Source organism: Microbispora hainanensis, from assembly GCF_006874475.1.
GTDB lineage: Bacteria > Actinomycetota > Actinomycetes > Streptosporangiales > Streptosporangiaceae > Microbispora > Microbispora hainanensis.
Genome location: NZ_VIRM01000041.1, coordinates 23,699 through 38,830 on the forward strand (window position 1 = coordinate 23,699; position 15,132 = coordinate 38,830).

Sequence of the window (15,132 nt, forward strand, 5' to 3'; positions counted from 1 at the left end):
CGTGAGAGCGGCCCTGATAGGCGACGGCGAGGGAGGCGCGATGGCGCTGCTCGACCCCGACTGTGTACGGCGGCTGCTGGAGTCGGCCGACCCGGACGTCGCGCTGGTGTTCGTCCGCGGCGAGTGCCGGGTGATGCCGCTCGACGAGATCGACGAGAAGCATCGCAAGCTCGTGGTGGTGCGCCGCGCGGACCTGCCCGAGGCCCAGGGCGACGAACCGGTGACGGAGGAACGGGTGGAGGCGCTCACGCGGTGCCTGGAGAACGCCGTACGCGACCTCGGCGGCTGAGGCCGCCACCCGCCTGGTGATGCGTGACGGAGGCGTCACGTTCGGTAACATCGTCTCGGACATCCCCCGTCTGAGAGTGGTCCCGGCCTTCCCGTCTGATGCCGTCCTCTGAGACAAATGACGGCGTGTCGCGCGCTGACCCAAAATTCCGGAAAGCGCGGCGGATAAATCGGACAGTGAACTTCGCACCGCCGGACAAATCAGGATCAAAAGCTATCGCAAGCTGTGATCTGATCGTCACTCTTCGTACGGAACCCCGAATGCCGCTCGTATTCGTTGCGTGCACGGTGGGTCACCTGTGAACATCAGGGAAAGGTCCGGAATCCCTCCTACCGGGTCGGCGGCGCGACAGCGGCGGGGATTCCGCCCATGGCGCGCGTCGACCGGATGGAAACGGATTCCTGATCGGGCCGATCGACAGGTCCGAGACTTCGGTCTCGGCCGGCGCATATGGGGAGGGGGCCCCGATGACTGCTATCAGGCCCCGCGGGAGCGGGGGACGCCGTCACGAAGGGCGGATTCACGACCCGGAGTTCGGCTCGTGGATCGGCGAGGTGGCCAGAGCGGTCCGGGACGTGGTTGACAGCACACCCCGGACCATCCGCCTCTGCGCCCTGATCGCGGTTGCCGCCGCGTCATGGGCATTCCTCAGGTAGCCGTCCAGCAGCCATGAGGAGGTGGTCGCGGACCCAGGTTAAGGCGGCTGGAGAGTCGTGACGGCCCGGTTTACGGGATCGGGACGATAACCAGGGCCAACCCGGGGCTGACCAGGGGCCGACCAGGGGCCGACCAGGGGCCGACCAGGGTTGGGCCCGGCGCTTCCTGGGTCCGCGACAGGCTGCCGCTTGCCGACGGGGGAAGGCGGATGGGGGCCAGGTGATAGGGCCCAGGTGATAGGGCCCAGGTGATAGGGCCGGCTGATGGGGCCGGATGATGGGCAGGTGCCCGCTCAGACGGAGCGGGCGCCGCGCCCGAAGGCGGAGCCTCCGCCGGCGGCGGAGCCGCCCGCGTCCGCGCCGTCGTCGACCTGCATGGCCAGCCGGATCGTGGACTGCCCGGGGATCCTGTCGATGGTCACCGAGTCGCACAGCTCGCCCATGAGCCACAGGCCGAAGCCGCGGTCGCCGCGGCCGCTGGGCCGTTCGCTCGGCACCGCGCCGGGCCGCAGGACGCCGACGCGGTCGACGACGTCGACGGCGAGCGTGCCGCCGTCGCAGGAGATCGTCAGCGTCCCGGATCCCCCGCCGTGTTCGAGCACGTTGATGGCGGCCTCGTTGGCGGCGATGACCAGGTCGTCCAGCCGGGGTCCGGTGAGGCCCGCCTGCACGGCGTAGCGCTGGATGTTCTCACGCAGCGCCGCGAGATCATCCGTTATCGGCCACTGCCGGCGGTGATCCGCCACCTGTCCTCCTCGCCGCGTTTCCCGGCCGGGTCTGCCGCCCGATGCCTTCGAGGCTACCGTCTCGTTACTCGCTTGCTGCCTTCACCTGGGATTCGAGCGCGCGCCGACCACGTCGAGGGCCTCCGCGAGGCTCGGCGCGACGGTGAAGGCGCTGATCAGCCCGGTGAGTTTGAAGATCTTCGCCAGCCGGTCGTTCGGGGCCGCCAGCGTCACCGCGCCGTCCCGCTCCTGCAGCAGCTTCCGTACGGACAGCAGGATCCGGAGGCCCGTGGAGTCGCAGAAGCTCACGCCGCTCAGGTCGAGGACGAGCTCGCGATGGCCCTCGCCGACGAGCGCCTCGACGTCCCGGCGCAACGGCTCGGCGTTCGTGTAGTCCAGGGCGCCGTCGAGCGCGGCGACCAGCACATGGTCGGCGACCGGGGCGGACACGGGGGTCAGGACGACGGCGGTGGTCACGGGGCACACCTCGGCGGACGCTGCGAGGAACAGGGATTCGTCAGTTTAGAACAGCGGTGCCTCCCTACCGGGGCGTACGGCATGCGGGACCGGGGCGTACGGCATGCGGGTCAAGAAACGCCATATGGGGTTTCTTGCCCGATGGTCGGGGGATTGGGGGACTAATCGACTGGGCCGCTCCTGAAAAGACCGCTTATGCCAGACGTGACAAGGGAGGTCCAGTTTGACGCCATGCACGGACTCTCCCTCGTCGCGCAGGCACCGGTGAGTGCGGCGACGCTCACACTCGGTGTCGAGGAGGAGTTCCTGCTCGCCGACCCGCGGACCGGACGGGTCGTCCCCGCGGCGCGGGAGATCCGCGAGCGGGCGGCAGGGCCGGGGGCGGATCGGCTGGTGTTCGAACTGACACAGTTTCAGCTGGAGAGCAACAGCGCCGTGCACACCACCTTGCGTGATCTGCACGGAGACCTGCTGGACATGCGCCGCGCCGCCGCGCGCGCCGCCGAGAGCGCAGGGCTCGCACTCATCGCGAGCGGCACCGCCCTGGACGGCAACGCGGGAGTGCCGCCGCTGTCGTCGTGCCCGCGCTATGCGGCCATGCTCCGACAGTTCGGGGCGATCATGGACCGTCAGGGCGTCTGCGGCTGCCACATCCACGTCGGGATCGCCGACCGCGAGGAGGCGGTGCGGGTCAGCAACCACCTGCGGCCCTGGCTGCCGGTGCTGCAGGCGCTCGCGGCCAACTCGCCGATCGCGGACGGCCGGGACACCGGTCATGCGAGCTGGCGTGCGCTGATGATGGGCAGGTGGCCGAGCGCGGAGCCGCCGCCGTTCTTCCGCTCGGCCGAGCACTACGAGAGCCTGGTCGCCGGCATGCTCGCCGGGGGCACGATCCTCGACCGCGGGATGATCTACTGGCTGGTCCGTCCGTCCGATCACGTGCCGACGCTGGAGATCCGCGCGGCCGACGTCTGCCCGACGGCCGGGGAGACCGTGCTGCTCGCCGGGCTGGTGCGGGGGCTGGCCGAGACGGCGCTGCGCCAGGTGCGGGCCGGCATGCCCGCCCCCGACGTCGAGGACACCCTGCTGCGGGCGGCCTACTGGAAGGCCGCCCATGACGGCGTGGACGGCGAAGCCCTCGATCTGCTCACGGGAAGCAGCGTCTCGGGAGTGCCGGCCTGGCGGCTGGTCGATCGCCTGCTCGAACACGTGCGGCCGGTGCTGGAGGAGAACGGCGACTGGACGCCGCTGACCGACCAGATCGAGCGCGTACGCCGCAGCGGGTCCGGGGCGGCGCGTCAGCGGGCGGCGTACGCCCGGCGTGGCCGGCTGGCCGACGTGGCCGAGCTGCTCACGGCGCAGACGACCGCCTCCTGCTGGGCCTGACCTGGGCCCTGCTCACTCCGAGACGACGCGCAGCGTATTCAGGGCGGGGTCGCTGGAGTCGGGAATGTACATGCCGCCCGCGAGCCCGCTGGTCAGGTAGCTCAGCACCGGCTGGGTGATGCGCTCGCCGGGGCACAGGGCGGGCGCGCCGGGCGGGTAGGGCGTCACCATCTCGGCCGCGATCCGGCCCACCGCCTGACCGGTCGGCACGTTCTCGACCCGGCCGAAGAACGCGTCCCTGGGCAGCATCGCGATGTCCAGCTCCAGCTCGCCCGGCTCGGGCACGTCGATCTCGGCCGCGGGCGGCAGATCGCGGGCCGACGACAGGGCGCGCAGCGCGTCGAGCAGCCGGCCGGCCGTCTCCTCGCTGTCGGCGACGGTGATCTCGGCGCTGACGCGGCGGTGGTCGCTCAGCGCGAGGTTGACGTGGCAGCGCTCGCGCAGCCAGTCGTTGGCGTGGTAGCCGTCGACGCCGAGCCCCGACACGTCGATCACGATCTTCAGCGGGTCCACGTCGAAGGCGCGGGTGTTCTCCTTGCTCAGCACCCACAGGCCGGGCATCTTGTCGATCTCCCGGCGGACCGACTCCGCGAGCTCCAGCGTGCGGTCGAGCAGGCCCTTGCCGTGCTCCACCATCTGCCTGCGCCAGCCGTCGAGCGCGGCGTAGATCAGCGTGGAGGGGCTGGTCGTGCCGAGCAGGTCCTCGCGGGCCTTGAGCACGACCGGGTCCACCCGGTTGCCCTGGAGGTGGAACACCGAGGTCTGCTCCAGTCCGTTGCCCATCTTGTGGACGCTCGTCACGCACAGGTCGGCCCCGGCGTTCATGCCCCACCTGGGCAGGTCGTCGTGGAACGGCAGGTGGGCGCCCCAGGCCTCGTCCACGATGAAGGTCCGGTCATACCTGCGGCACACCTCGTTGATGCCCTCCAGGTCGCCGCAGGTGCCGTAGTCCACCGGGGTGGCGACGATGACGCCCTTGGCGTCGGGGGCCGCCTCGAACGCCTCCGCCACCGCCTGCGGCGTGGGCGGGTAGGACATGTGCAGCTCGCCGTCCCAGTCCCCGTGCACCCAGACGGGCTGGACGCCGCTCAGGATCAGTGCCGAGATGACCGACTTGTGGGAGTTGCGGGCGACCAGCAGCTTCTCGCCGGGCCCGGCCACGGAGAGCATGGCGCTCTTGACCGACAGGGAGCTGCCGCAGGTGGAGAAGAACGCGTGCTCGGCGTTGACCGCCTCCGCCATGAGCCGCTGCGCCTGTTGGAGCACGCCGCCGGTCTGCAACCGGTCGTCCAGGCCGTTCATGACCATCACGTCGGCCCTGAAGAGGTCCTCGCCCAGGACGTCCAGAGCCCGTGGATCTACCCCTCGCCCCTGCTTGTGGCCCGGAGGCGTGAAGTTGATGTCTCCCCTCCGGCGATAGGCGACGAGCGCCTCCAGCACGGGTGCGCGGGATTGATCCATGTCCGTGTTCCCTTCCCCCGCACGACGGGCGCAGGCGGCCGGAAGCCCCCGCCCTCGGCCGGAGGACGGGGGCGCGGCGGTCAATCGGGCATTCAGACCATGGACACGTCCTGTGAGGCCGACAGCACCATGGCGGCGACGGCCTCGACGGGTGTGCCGTCGATGACGAACGTGTCGCGCAGCCGGGTCGCCTCAAGGACGATCTTCAAGATGCCGTGAACTCCGGTGAGCCGCATGCAACCGGCGGCCTTCTCGATGTCGTCCCGGGCGTCCAGCAGCGCTTCGAGGCCGCAGGAGTCGCAGAACCGCAGACCGGACGCGTCCACCACGATCCTGATGCGACCCTGGCGGACAAGATTCCTGATCGCCCTCCGGAGCGTGTCCCCGCTGGCGATGTCGAGTTCACCTCGCAGCGCGACCACGACGGCCGGCTGGTGATCGCTCACAGTAATCTCGAGCTGCTGCGTTGTCATATACGCGCCTTCATCCATATTTTTCGGGCGTACTGTCTTAAGCGACGCTACCCGGCAGAGTGTCAGGTCCCGGTAATGCGCGACGGTCGATGGTATGCGGGTCAGTCCGGCAATCCCACCTGAACACCAGAATGTGGCAAATAGGTAAAGAAGATGGGCCTCGTGGCGATCTCAGCGGATGCGTCCCGAACGTCCCGGGATCGGGGGGAACCCCTGTCCAGTCGGGGTTCCCGGCCTTCGGATGATCGCCGGAGGCGGACGTCCGTCGCGGCGGCCGGTGCAGTGCCCGGCATAGTGACCGGTGCAGTCCGGCCGGTCTCGCGGAGGCGAGACTGGAGTTCTTCAAATATATCAGCTAGCCAGACAAATGAGGCATAAACCGCCTTTCTCGGTTAATGCTTACTCTTCCCATTCCTTCTTGAGGTGCCCATTACCGGCCATGCCGGGCGCTTGACCCGTCCGTGCACGGCCAGAGGGCCGATCCCCGGTCCGCCTACGGGCGTACGACGACGTATCCGCCGGGGTCGAGCCTGCCGTCGACGGGCTTGCCGGTGATCAGGTCGGTGCCGTGGAGTGGCACCGGCTGCTCGTCGTCCGTGTGGTTCACGGCGAAGACCAGATCCCGCCGGCGTACGACCTCGACGCCGGGGACGCCGCTCCCGGCCAGCCCGGCGCGGGCGAGGACCCGCGCATAGCCGGAGTCGTCGAGCCGCGTCGAGACGTACCACGCCGTGCCGCGGCCACGGCGGTGGCACGTGACGGCGGGCCCGCCCCCGGGATAGCGGGCGACCGCCCCGGCCCCGTCGAGGTGGACGACCTCGCTCCACAGGGTCGCGCGGCCGAATTCCGGCAGTTCGACCGGCTGGTCGAGCGGGCGGAACTCCTCCACGGCGATGCCGAGGATGTCGCGCAGCGCCCCCGGATAGCCGCCCAGCCTGATCCGGGTGTGCTCGTCGGCGATCCCGCTGAAGAACGACACGACGAGCGTGCCGCCGCCCTCCACGTACGCGGCGAGGTTGCGGGCGGCCTCGTCGGAGATCAGATAGAGGCTCGGCACGAGGACCGCGCGGTAGGCCGGCAGATCGTGCGACGGATGGACGAAGCAGGCGGCGACGCCCTGCCGCCACAGCACCCGGTGGGCCTGCTGGACGGCCGCGAGATAGTCGATCTCGCCGGACGGCAGGCCGGGCCCCTGGACGGCCCACCATGCCTCCTCGTCCCACAGGATCGCGGCCTCCGCGTCGATGAGCGGCCCGTCGACCGGCGCGGGGAGTTGTGCGAGCGCCTCGCCCAGGGCGCAGACCTCACGGAAGACGCGGGAGTCCGGGCCGGTGTGCGGCACCATGCCCGGATGCCACTGCTCGGCGCCGCCGCGGGAGGCCCGCCACTGGAAGAACATCACGCCCGTCGAGCCCCGGGCCACGTGCTGCAGGCTGTGCCTCGCGATCTCGCCGGGCTCCTTGGGCCCCTTGCGCGGGCCCAGGACGTACCCCGTGGCCTGCTCCATCAGCAGCCAGGGCCGCCCGCCCGCCCACGAGCGGGCCAGATCGGCGGTGAAGGCCGTCTGCTCGGCCGCCGCCATGCCCTGCCCCGAGGGATAGTCGTCGACGGCGACCAGGTCCACCTCGCGCGACCACTTCCAGTGATCGACGGAGGCCCAGCCGGCCGGCACGTAGTTGGTGGTGACCGGCACCCCGGGGGTCAGTTCGCGCAGCAGGTCGCGCTGCTCGCGGAAGTGGGCGAGCATCTCGTCGGCGACGAACCGGCGGAAGTCGAGCGCCTGCGCCGGGTTGGGGAGATACTGCGTCGCCCGGGGCGGGGTGATCTGCGCCCAGTCCGAGTAGTGCTGGCCCCAGAACGCGGTCGTCCAGGCGTCGTTCAGCCCGTCGAGGCCGCCGTACCGCTCCCGCAGCCAGGCGCGGAACGCCGCGGCGGCGTGGTCGCAGTGGCAGGGCGTGCCGTACTCGTTGTGCACGTGCCACATCGCAAGCGCGGGGTGGTCGTGGTAGCGCTCGCCGAGGGCGCGGGTGATCCGCAGCGACGCCTCACGGTAGGCCGGGGCGCTCACGCAGTAGGTGTCGCGGCTGCCGTGCGTGAGCCGTACGCCGTCCCGGGTGACGGTCAGGGCGTCGGGGTGCGCCAGGGAGAACCACGGTGGAGGAGAGGCGGTCGGGACGGCCAGGTCCACCCGGATCCCGCCGTCGGCGAGCAGGTCGAGCACCCGGTCGAGCCAGCCGAAGGTGTATCGGCCCTCGGACGGCTCCAGCCGCGACCAGGAGAAGACGCCGACGGTGACGAGGTTGACGCCCGCCCGGCGCATGAGCGCGACGTCCTCGGCCCAGACCTCCTCGGGCCACTGCTCCGGGTTGTAGTCCCCTCCGTACCACAACGGCATGCACATGCCCTTCTTTTGGGGCGACGCCCCGCCGGTGGGAGGCGCGGCGGGGCGTCGGGTCGCGGAGTGGAGCGTCCGGGGAAGGTCAGCCCTTGATGGCGCCGATGATGACGCCCTTGGTGAAGTGACGCTGCACGAACGGATAGATGACGAGGGCGGGCAGGACGGCGATGGCGACGATGGCCATCTTGATCGCGAGAGTGGGCGGCGCGACGTGGCCGAAGCCGTTCACGCCCACGGTGGCCGTCGGCAGCGGGTTGGAGTCCACGACGTACGACCGCAGGATCAGGGCCAGCGGCCATTTGCGGGTGTCGTCGATGTAGAGCATGGCGTTGAACCACGCGTTCCAGTAGCCGACCGCGTAGAACAGGCCGATGACCGCCGTGACCGCCTTCGACAGCGGCAGCACGATCCGCCACAGGATGCGGAACTCCCCGGCGCCGTCGATGCGGGCGCTGTCGAGCAGCTCGCGCGGGATGTTCATGAAGAACGCGCGCAGCACGACGACGTTGAACGCCGACACGGCCGACGGCAGGATCAGCGACCAGTACGAGTCCTTCAGCCCGAGCGAGGCGACCATCAGGTAGGCCGGGATCAGGCCGGGGAAGAACACGAACATCAGCAGCACGCAGAACAGGATCGGCCGGTGGAACAGCGTGCCCGGCCGCGACAGCGCGTACGCCCCGAGGACGCTGACGCCGAGGCTGACCGTGGTGCCGGCGAGGGTGACGCCGGTGCTGACCAGCACCGCGCGGCTGACCACGCTGTCGGAGAAGATCTGGCGGTACGCGTCGAACGTGATGCCGTCCGGCACCAGCACCAGGCCGCCGACGCGGTTCACCGTGTCGGCGGACGACAGGCTGGTCAGCACGATCGTGTAGAGCGGCAGCAGCACGGCGAGCACGATGAGCGCGAGCGCGCCGCCCTTGCCGATCCGGCCCGCGACCGAGCCCGGCTCCTCCCAGGGCGCGAGCCCGGAGACCTTCGTCTTGGTCATGATCGCGAGTACACCCCCCGTTCGCCCAGGGCGTGCGCCACCCGGTTAGCCACCAGGATGAGCACCAGCCCGACCAGGCCCTTGAACAGCCCGGCCGCCGCGCCGTAGCCGAAGTCGCCGGTGCGCAGGCCGGACCAGTAGACGAAGGTGTCGAAGACCTCCGACACCTTGCTGCCGACCGCGCTGCGCTGCAGCATGAACTGCTCGAAACCGACGTTGAGCGCGTCGCCGAGCCGCAGGATCAGCAGCAGCACGATGACCGGCCGCAGGCCCGGCAGCGTGATGTGCCACATGCGGCGCCACCGGCGGGCCCCGTCGACCGCGGCGGCCTCGTACAGGTTCTGGTCGAGCGTGCTGAGCGCGGCGAGGAACACGATCGCGCCCCAGCCGGCGTCCTTCCAGACCGTCTCCGCGGTCACGAGCAGGATGAACGTGTCGGAGTTCGTCATCCAGTCGATCCCGGAGTATCCGTGGTCGCGCAGGATCTGCGCGACGAGGCCGGCGCCGCCGAACATCTGCTGGAAGATCGCGACCACCAGCACCCACGAGAAGAAGTGGGGCAGATAGACGACGCCCTGGATGAACGCCCGCAGCCGCCCGGAGACCACGCTGTTGAGCAGCAGCGCGAGCGCGATCGGCACCGGGAAGTAGAAGACGAGCTGGAACGCGGTGATGCCCAGGGTGTTCACGATCGCCCGGATGAACTGCGGGTCGCCGAACAGCTGGGCGAAGTTGGTGAAACCGATGATCGGGCTGCCCGGGATGCCGCCGCTGAACGGGTTGTAGTCCTGGAAGGCGATGACGTTGCCCAGCGCCGGGACCCACCAGAAGGCGGTGACGAGCACCAGCATCGGCATGGCCATGACCAGCAGCGGCCAGTCGCGGCGCAGCCGGTCCCTGAAGGCGCCCCGTCGTGCCGCGGCCGGTCCGGCCTGGGTCGCCCCGGGCCGGACCTCCGCCACGCTCCCCGTGTCCGCGTTCGCGCTCACAGCCGGCCGTTCTCCCTGGCGACCTTCATGTAGAACTCGCGGGCCTCGTTGCCGCCCTGCTCCTGCCAGTCCTTGACGATCTGCGCCCACTCCGAGATCGGGCGCTTGCCGCGGAAGATCTCGTTCATCTTGTCCTCGGTCGGCTTGACGAGAGCGGCCATCTTCGACGGCACCTCGACCCGGATGCCGACGAACGGGTCGTTCTCCAGGTATTTCGAGGCCGTCTGCTGCCAGCCGTGGTACGCCTCGACGTAGCCGGGATATTGGTTCTCGGTGATCGCGCCGGGCCGGCCGGACAGGAACATGTACGTCGGGGCGAACTCCTTGCGGCCGAGCGCGGTCTGCTGGACCTGCCCGTCCTTGATCGTGAAGTGCTTGCCCTCGACGCCGTTGCCGACCAGGTCGTACTCCTGCGTGCCGTACGGCGCGGAGCACCAGTTGGCGATGCCGATCAGCTCGCGGGTGCGGGCGTCGCCGAGGCCCTTCCTGATGAAGCAGAACATGCCGGCGGGCTCGTTGCGCCAGACGATGACCTTGCCGCCCGCGTGGGCCGGGTAGGGGTCCACCGCCCGCACGTTGAACGTGGGGTTGCTGGGCAGGAACCGGCCGAACAGCTCGTGGATCGCGCCGATCCCGTCCTTGTACATGGCGAGCTGCCCGGCGCCGAAGGGCTCCTTGTGGTCGGCGAACTGGTTGGCCACGACGTCCGGGTGGACATATCCGGCCTCGAAGAGCTTGGTCACCAGCTCGATCGACTGCAGCCACTCGGGCGTCTCGTACTTGTAGACCAGCGTGCCGTCGGGCTGCCTGCGCCACTCGCGCGGGGCGCCGAACGCCCGCTGGACCTCCTGGTCCATGCCGCCGAACGCCCAGCGCTTCTTCTTCGGGTCGGTCAGCTCCTTGCCCAGCGTGAGCAGGTCGTCGGCGCTCGCGGGCGCGGGCAGGCCGAGCTCGTCGAGGATGTCCTGGCGCACGACGGTGGCGAACGGATAGGGCGCGTTCTGCCACGGGATGCCCTGGAGCACGCCGCCGAACACGCCGTACTCCCACGCGGCGGTGTCGTAGTTGGCCAGCAGCGGGAACTCCTTGGCCTTGTCGCCCGCGAGGTAGGGCGACAGGTCGGCGAAGAGCTTGTTGGCCGCCTCGGTGAAGTGGGCGATGGTGATCAGGTTCCAGCCCGGAATCTGGATCATGTCGGGCACGTCGCCGCTGGCCAGGATCGTGTTCAGCTTGTCGACGTAGGTGTTGCCGTCGGAGATGTTGAACCGGACGACCCCGCCGAGCCGCTCGTTGACGGCGTCGTAGTAGGAGTTCTCGCCGAGGCCGGGAGGCACGGTGCCCCACAGCGGGGTCATGACCTTCACCTCCGCGCCGCTGGTGATCGGCTTGGCGGTGACGGCCTGGACCATCGTGCCCGGCCTGGTCAGGAAGCCGGGTTCGACGAATTCGGAGCCCGGCAGGTCGGGCGACAGCCCGGGCACCTGGAACGGCACGCGGGTGGGCACGAGGCTCTTCAGCTTGTCGGCGGCGACGGCGGTGCCCTTGGACACGTCCTTCTTGGCCGCGCAGCCGGTGAGACCTGCGGCGGCGAGCGCGCCCGCGCCGGCCAGTCCGAGGAATCCGCGGCGGCTGGTGAGGGGGCCGCCGGGCGGTTGGCTCATGGGTGCGGTCCTTCCGGGGAACGGAGTTCCCATTAGTTAGTCTATTGGCCGAACAAATTAACCGGTTAACGGAGTGGCGACAAGGTTTCATGAAACGTTCATCGCCGCCGCGGGATCGCTCGTACGGGCGATCCGCCGATCCGCCGGACTCGCGATACTGAGACGTTGTGTCACTGTCGTCCCTGAAGTCCCGATTGCAGAGCCGATTGCAGAGCCGATTGCGGGGCCTGCCTCCGCCCGTCGTGGACGCGTTCCTCGTGCTGGCGGTGCTCGCCGGGCAGTCCGCGCCCTTCCTCTTCACCCAGCCGGGTCCCGGCCGCCCGCCCTGGACCGTCGCCGAGTATCTGCCGGTGCTCGGGGCCTCGATCCCGCTGCTGTGGCGGCGGCGCATGCCCGTGACCTGCCACCTCGTCGTCGCCGTCTCCATGGGCTGGTACGCGTTGTACGACCCGATCCAGCCCGCACAGCCCATCTGGTTCGGCTCGCTGGTCGCGATGTACACGGTCGCGGAGAAGAGCCCGCCCGTGCGCCGTTATCTGGCCGCGGCCTTCGTCGGTCTGGGATTCCTCGTCCAGACCGGGCTCGCCACCACGGCGCGCGGCGTGGTCCTGTGGGCCGGTGCGTACGCCGTCGGCCGGGCCGCCGCGATGCGGAAGGCGTACTCCGCCGCGCTGGAGGCACGGGCCGTGCAGCTCGAACGGCAGAAGGAGATCGAGGCCGAGCGGGCGGCGGAGCGGGAGCGGGCCAGGATCGCCCGCGACATGCACGACATCCTCGCGCACGCGGTCAGCCTGATGGTCGTGCAGGCCGAAGCCGGACCGGTGGTGGTGCGCGGCGACCCCGACCGGGCGGAGAAGACCTTCGACGCGATCGCGGCGGCGGGCCGGGACGCGATGGCGCAGCTCAGGCGGATGCTCGGGGTCCTCAAGGAGACCGAGGCGTCCCGGGGCCCGCAGCCGACGCTCGCCAGGGTGCCCGAACTGGTCGCCGCGGTGTCCGCGACCGGGCCGCGCACGACGCTCACCGTGCGGGGACGGCCGCGGCAGGTCCCCCCGGACCTCGACGTCGCGGCCTATCGGGTCGTCCAGGAATCGCTTACCAACATCGTCAAACACGCCCGGGCCGCGTCGGCGACCGTGGCGGTCGACTGGGAGGACGACGCTCTCGTGATCACTGTCATCGACGACGGACGCGGGCCGGGAACGCCGAGCCCGGTGGGCGGCGGCAACGGGCTGATCGGCATCAGGGAGCGGGCCGCCGCCTGCGGTGGCCGGGCCGCCTTCGGTCCCGGGCCGGATGGCGCCGGCTTCCGGGTCACCGTACGGCTCCCGCTCGTGGAGACGGCGGCGGCCCGGTGATGGGCCCGGTGATCAGAGTGGTGGTGGCGGACGACCAGGAACTCGTCCGCGGCGGGTTCGCCATGATCCTGGACGCGCAGCCGGACATCGAGGTCGTCGGCGAGGCCGGAGACGGCCGGGCCGCCGTCGAGGCCGTGCGGGCGCTGCGGCCCGACGTCGTGCTCCTCGACATCCGGATGCCGCGTATGGACGGCATCGAGGCCGCGAAGGTCATAGCGGCCGAGACGGGCTGCAGGGTGGTCATGCTGACCACGTTCGACCAGGACGACTACGTCTACGACGCCCTGCATGCGGGGGCCAGCGGCTTCCTGCTGAAAGACGTGCGCCGCGACGACCTCGTGCACGCCGTACGCGTCGTCGCGGCGGGGGAGTCGCTGCTCGCGCCCTCGGTCACCCGCCGCCTGATCGGCGACATGGTGAGCAGGGCCAGGCCGCGGCCCGCTCCGGCCGGTCTGGACGCGCTCACCGCCCGCGAGCGGGAGACGCTGGAGCTGCTCGGGCGCGGGCTGTCGAACGCCGAGATCGCCGGGCGCCTCGTCGTCAGCGAGCACACGGTGAAGACGCACGTCAGCAACGTGCTGTCCAAGCTGGGCTTGCGCGACCGGGTGCAGGCGGTGATCCGCGCCTACGAGTCGGGGCTCATCCTTCCGGGGAGCTGACTCCCTCGCGCGAGGGGGAAGGAAGATCGCCGATGTGGGCGATCTCGGCGAGGGGTGTGTCCCGAAACGATGGGGTCATCCCCGAACGAGATCCCTCAAGGAGAACTGCGTGTTCACGAAGGTCGTCACCCTCGCTCTGGCCGCCGCGATCACCATCCCCGCCGTCGCCGTTCCGGCCGCGGCGGCCGCGGCTCCCGCCGCCAGGTGTTCCGCCGCCACCCGGCCGTCGGCGCCGACGTCGCTGCCCGCCCTCGACGCTGCGGCCCTGTGCCGGTCCATCTCCGGCCTGCCGAACGGACAGGCGACCTACTCCCTCGTCCGGGTGCGGGGCGAGGCGGGCTCCTGGACGGGCTCGTCGGGGGTGCGGGACGTGCGGACCGGCGGCCGGGTGCCGGACGGCGCCCGCTTCCGGATCGGCAGCGTGACCAAGGTGTTCACCGCCACCGTGGTCCTCCAGCTCGTGGGCGAAGGGAAGATCGACCTCGACGGCACGGTGCAGCACTACCTGCCCGGGCTGCTGCCCGCGAGCTACCCGTCCGTGACGGTCGCGCAGCTGCTGAACCACACGAGCGGCCTGCCCAGCCCGACCCTGCCCGACGACGACCGGTGGATCCTCGGCCACCGGTTCGACGTCTGGACCCCCCAGCGGTGGATGGACGGGGTGGCGAAGAACCCGATGGAGTTCACGCCGGGGACGAAACAGCACTACCTCAACACCAACTACTTCGTCCTGGGCATGCTGATCGAGAAGGTCACCGGCCGGCCGTACGGCGACGCGGTGCGCGAACGGATCATCCGCCCGCTCGGCCTGCGGCACACCACGATTCCCGGTAGGGATGTGCGGATCCCCGGCCCGCACGCCGAGGGCTACATGGCGGTCGACGGCACGCTGGTGAAGGTCACGGAGATGAGCCAGACGATGACCTGGGCGGCCGGAGAGATGATCTCGACCACCGCGGACCTCGACCGGTTCATGGTCGCGCTGTTCCGCGGCAGGCTGCTGAAGCCCGCGCTGCTGGACAAGATGTTCACGCTGCCGAAGGACGTCCAGATGTACGACGGCAACGACGACCCGTCCGACGACCAGCCCGCGGCGTACACCATGGGCATGTCGGTGATGACCCTGCCCGGCGGCGTGACGATCTACGGCAAGACCGGCAGCAGGTATGGCTACAGCACCGGCATGTTCGCCACCCGCGACCTCAAGCGCAGGGTGGTCGTCTCGGTGGGCTCGACCACCAAGGGCGACTCGGCCATGCTGCAGACCATAGGCCTGGCCGCCTTCGCCTTCTGAGGAGTCGAGAGGACTCTTGAGCACTCCTGGGCCGGCCGGCCCAGGAGTCCATTTCCGGGATTGTGGGCGGACCGAATGGGATCGCCCCGGAATTGACATATGCCCGCAAACAGGATTGACATTGTCCGTAATGCGATGGAATTGCGGAGATAGCGCCAGATTCAACTACCCACCAGTACAATTTCCCCGCTCCGCATCCCATCTGAGCAGCACAGATGTCCCGAATATCCGTGCTCTGTGTCCAATCCGATGATGCGGACGCATTTCCGGATGAGAATGACATAATGCGTGGGAGCGCTCCCGCTCCCGGCT

General features: G+C 70.0%; 13 protein-coding genes. 5 read left to right on the forward strand and 8 right to left on the reverse strand.

Annotated features, from left to right (window positions below):
- Nucleotide 1 precedes the first annotated feature (1 nt).
- Entirely contained in the window at nt 2-289 is a 288-nt protein-coding gene (locus FLX08_RS27655) for a hypothetical protein (RefSeq protein ID WP_244312923.1), read from the forward strand.
- Between the two features lie 949 nt (nt 290-1,238).
- Here the strand turns inward: FLX08_RS27655 and FLX08_RS27660 are convergent.
- Both FLX08_RS27660 and FLX08_RS27665 read right to left on the reverse strand, forming a co-directional pair.
- Complete coding sequence (locus FLX08_RS27660; RefSeq protein ID WP_142622924.1) at nt 1,239-1,691, reverse strand: ATP-binding protein; 453 nt, start codon at nt 1,689-1,691, stop codon at nt 1,239-1,241.
- A gap of 81 nt (nt 1,692-1,772) precedes the next feature.
- Nucleotides 1,773-2,147 (reverse strand): STAS domain-containing protein, encoded by a 375-nt coding sequence (locus tag FLX08_RS27665; RefSeq protein WP_142622926.1) that lies wholly within the window; start codon nt 2,145-2,147, stop codon nt 1,773-1,775.
- A 231-nt stretch (nt 2,148-2,378) separates the two neighbouring features.
- Between FLX08_RS27665 and FLX08_RS27670 the strand changes: the two genes are divergently transcribed.
- Nucleotides 2,379-3,533: a carboxylate-amine ligase gene (locus FLX08_RS27670; RefSeq protein ID WP_142622927.1), complete on the forward strand. Its 1,155-nt coding sequence runs from the start codon at nt 2,379-2,381 to the stop codon at nt 3,531-3,533.
- A gap of 12 nt (nt 3,534-3,545) precedes the next feature.
- Here the strand turns inward: FLX08_RS27670 and FLX08_RS27675 are convergent, their stop codons facing one another.
- The 6 genes from FLX08_RS27675 to FLX08_RS27700 all read right to left on the reverse strand — a co-directional run bounded on the left by FLX08_RS27675 (nt 3,546) and on the right by FLX08_RS27700 (nt 11,509).
- Nucleotides 3,546-4,994, reverse strand: a complete 1,449-nt coding sequence (locus tag FLX08_RS27675; RefSeq protein ID WP_142622929.1) for an aminotransferase class I/II-fold pyridoxal phosphate-dependent enzyme — start codon at nt 4,992-4,994, stop codon at nt 3,546-3,548.
- 92 nt (nt 4,995-5,086) lie between these two features.
- Nucleotides 5,087-5,467, reverse strand: a complete 381-nt coding sequence (locus tag FLX08_RS27680) for an STAS domain-containing protein (RefSeq protein WP_167530596.1) — start codon at nt 5,465-5,467, stop codon at nt 5,087-5,089.
- Between the two features lie 493 nt (nt 5,468-5,960).
- Entirely contained in the window at nt 5,961-7,868 is a 1,908-nt protein-coding gene (locus FLX08_RS27685) for a beta-galactosidase (protein WP_142622933.1), read from the reverse strand.
- Between the two features lie 79 nt (nt 7,869-7,947).
- Complete coding sequence (locus FLX08_RS27690; RefSeq protein ID WP_142622935.1) at nt 7,948-8,859, reverse strand: carbohydrate ABC transporter permease; 912 nt, start codon at nt 8,857-8,859, stop codon at nt 7,948-7,950.
- Nucleotides 8,856-9,848, reverse strand: coding sequence for an ABC transporter permease (locus FLX08_RS27695; protein ID WP_244312924.1), 993 nt, complete (start codon nt 9,846-9,848; stop codon nt 8,856-8,858). The genes FLX08_RS27690 and FLX08_RS27695 overlap by 4 nt, the downstream gene beginning before the upstream one ends.
- Nucleotides 9,845-11,509, reverse strand: coding sequence for an extracellular solute-binding protein (locus tag FLX08_RS27700; RefSeq protein ID WP_142622937.1), 1,665 nt, complete (start codon nt 11,507-11,509; stop codon nt 9,845-9,847). Before FLX08_RS27700 ends, FLX08_RS27695 begins: the two co-directional genes overlap by 4 nt.
- 167 nt (nt 11,510-11,676) lie before the next feature.
- Between FLX08_RS27700 and FLX08_RS27705 the strand changes: the two genes are divergently transcribed.
- The 3 genes from FLX08_RS27705 to FLX08_RS27715 all read left to right on the forward strand — a co-directional run bounded on the left by FLX08_RS27705 (nt 11,677) and on the right by FLX08_RS27715 (nt 14,820).
- On the forward strand, nt 11,677-12,867 hold the full coding sequence (locus tag FLX08_RS27705) for a sensor histidine kinase (RefSeq protein WP_244312925.1): 1,191 nt from the start codon (nt 11,677-11,679) through the stop codon (nt 12,865-12,867).
- On the forward strand, nt 12,867-13,526 hold the full coding sequence (locus FLX08_RS27710) for a response regulator (protein WP_142622996.1): 660 nt from the start codon (nt 12,867-12,869) through the stop codon (nt 13,524-13,526). Before FLX08_RS27705 ends, FLX08_RS27710 begins: the two co-directional genes overlap by 1 nt.
- Before the next feature lie 109 nt (nt 13,527-13,635).
- On the forward strand, nt 13,636-14,820 hold the full coding sequence (locus FLX08_RS27715) for a serine hydrolase domain-containing protein (RefSeq protein WP_208761696.1): 1,185 nt from the start codon (nt 13,636-13,638) through the stop codon (nt 14,818-14,820).
- Nucleotides 14,821-15,132 lie beyond the last annotated feature (312 nt).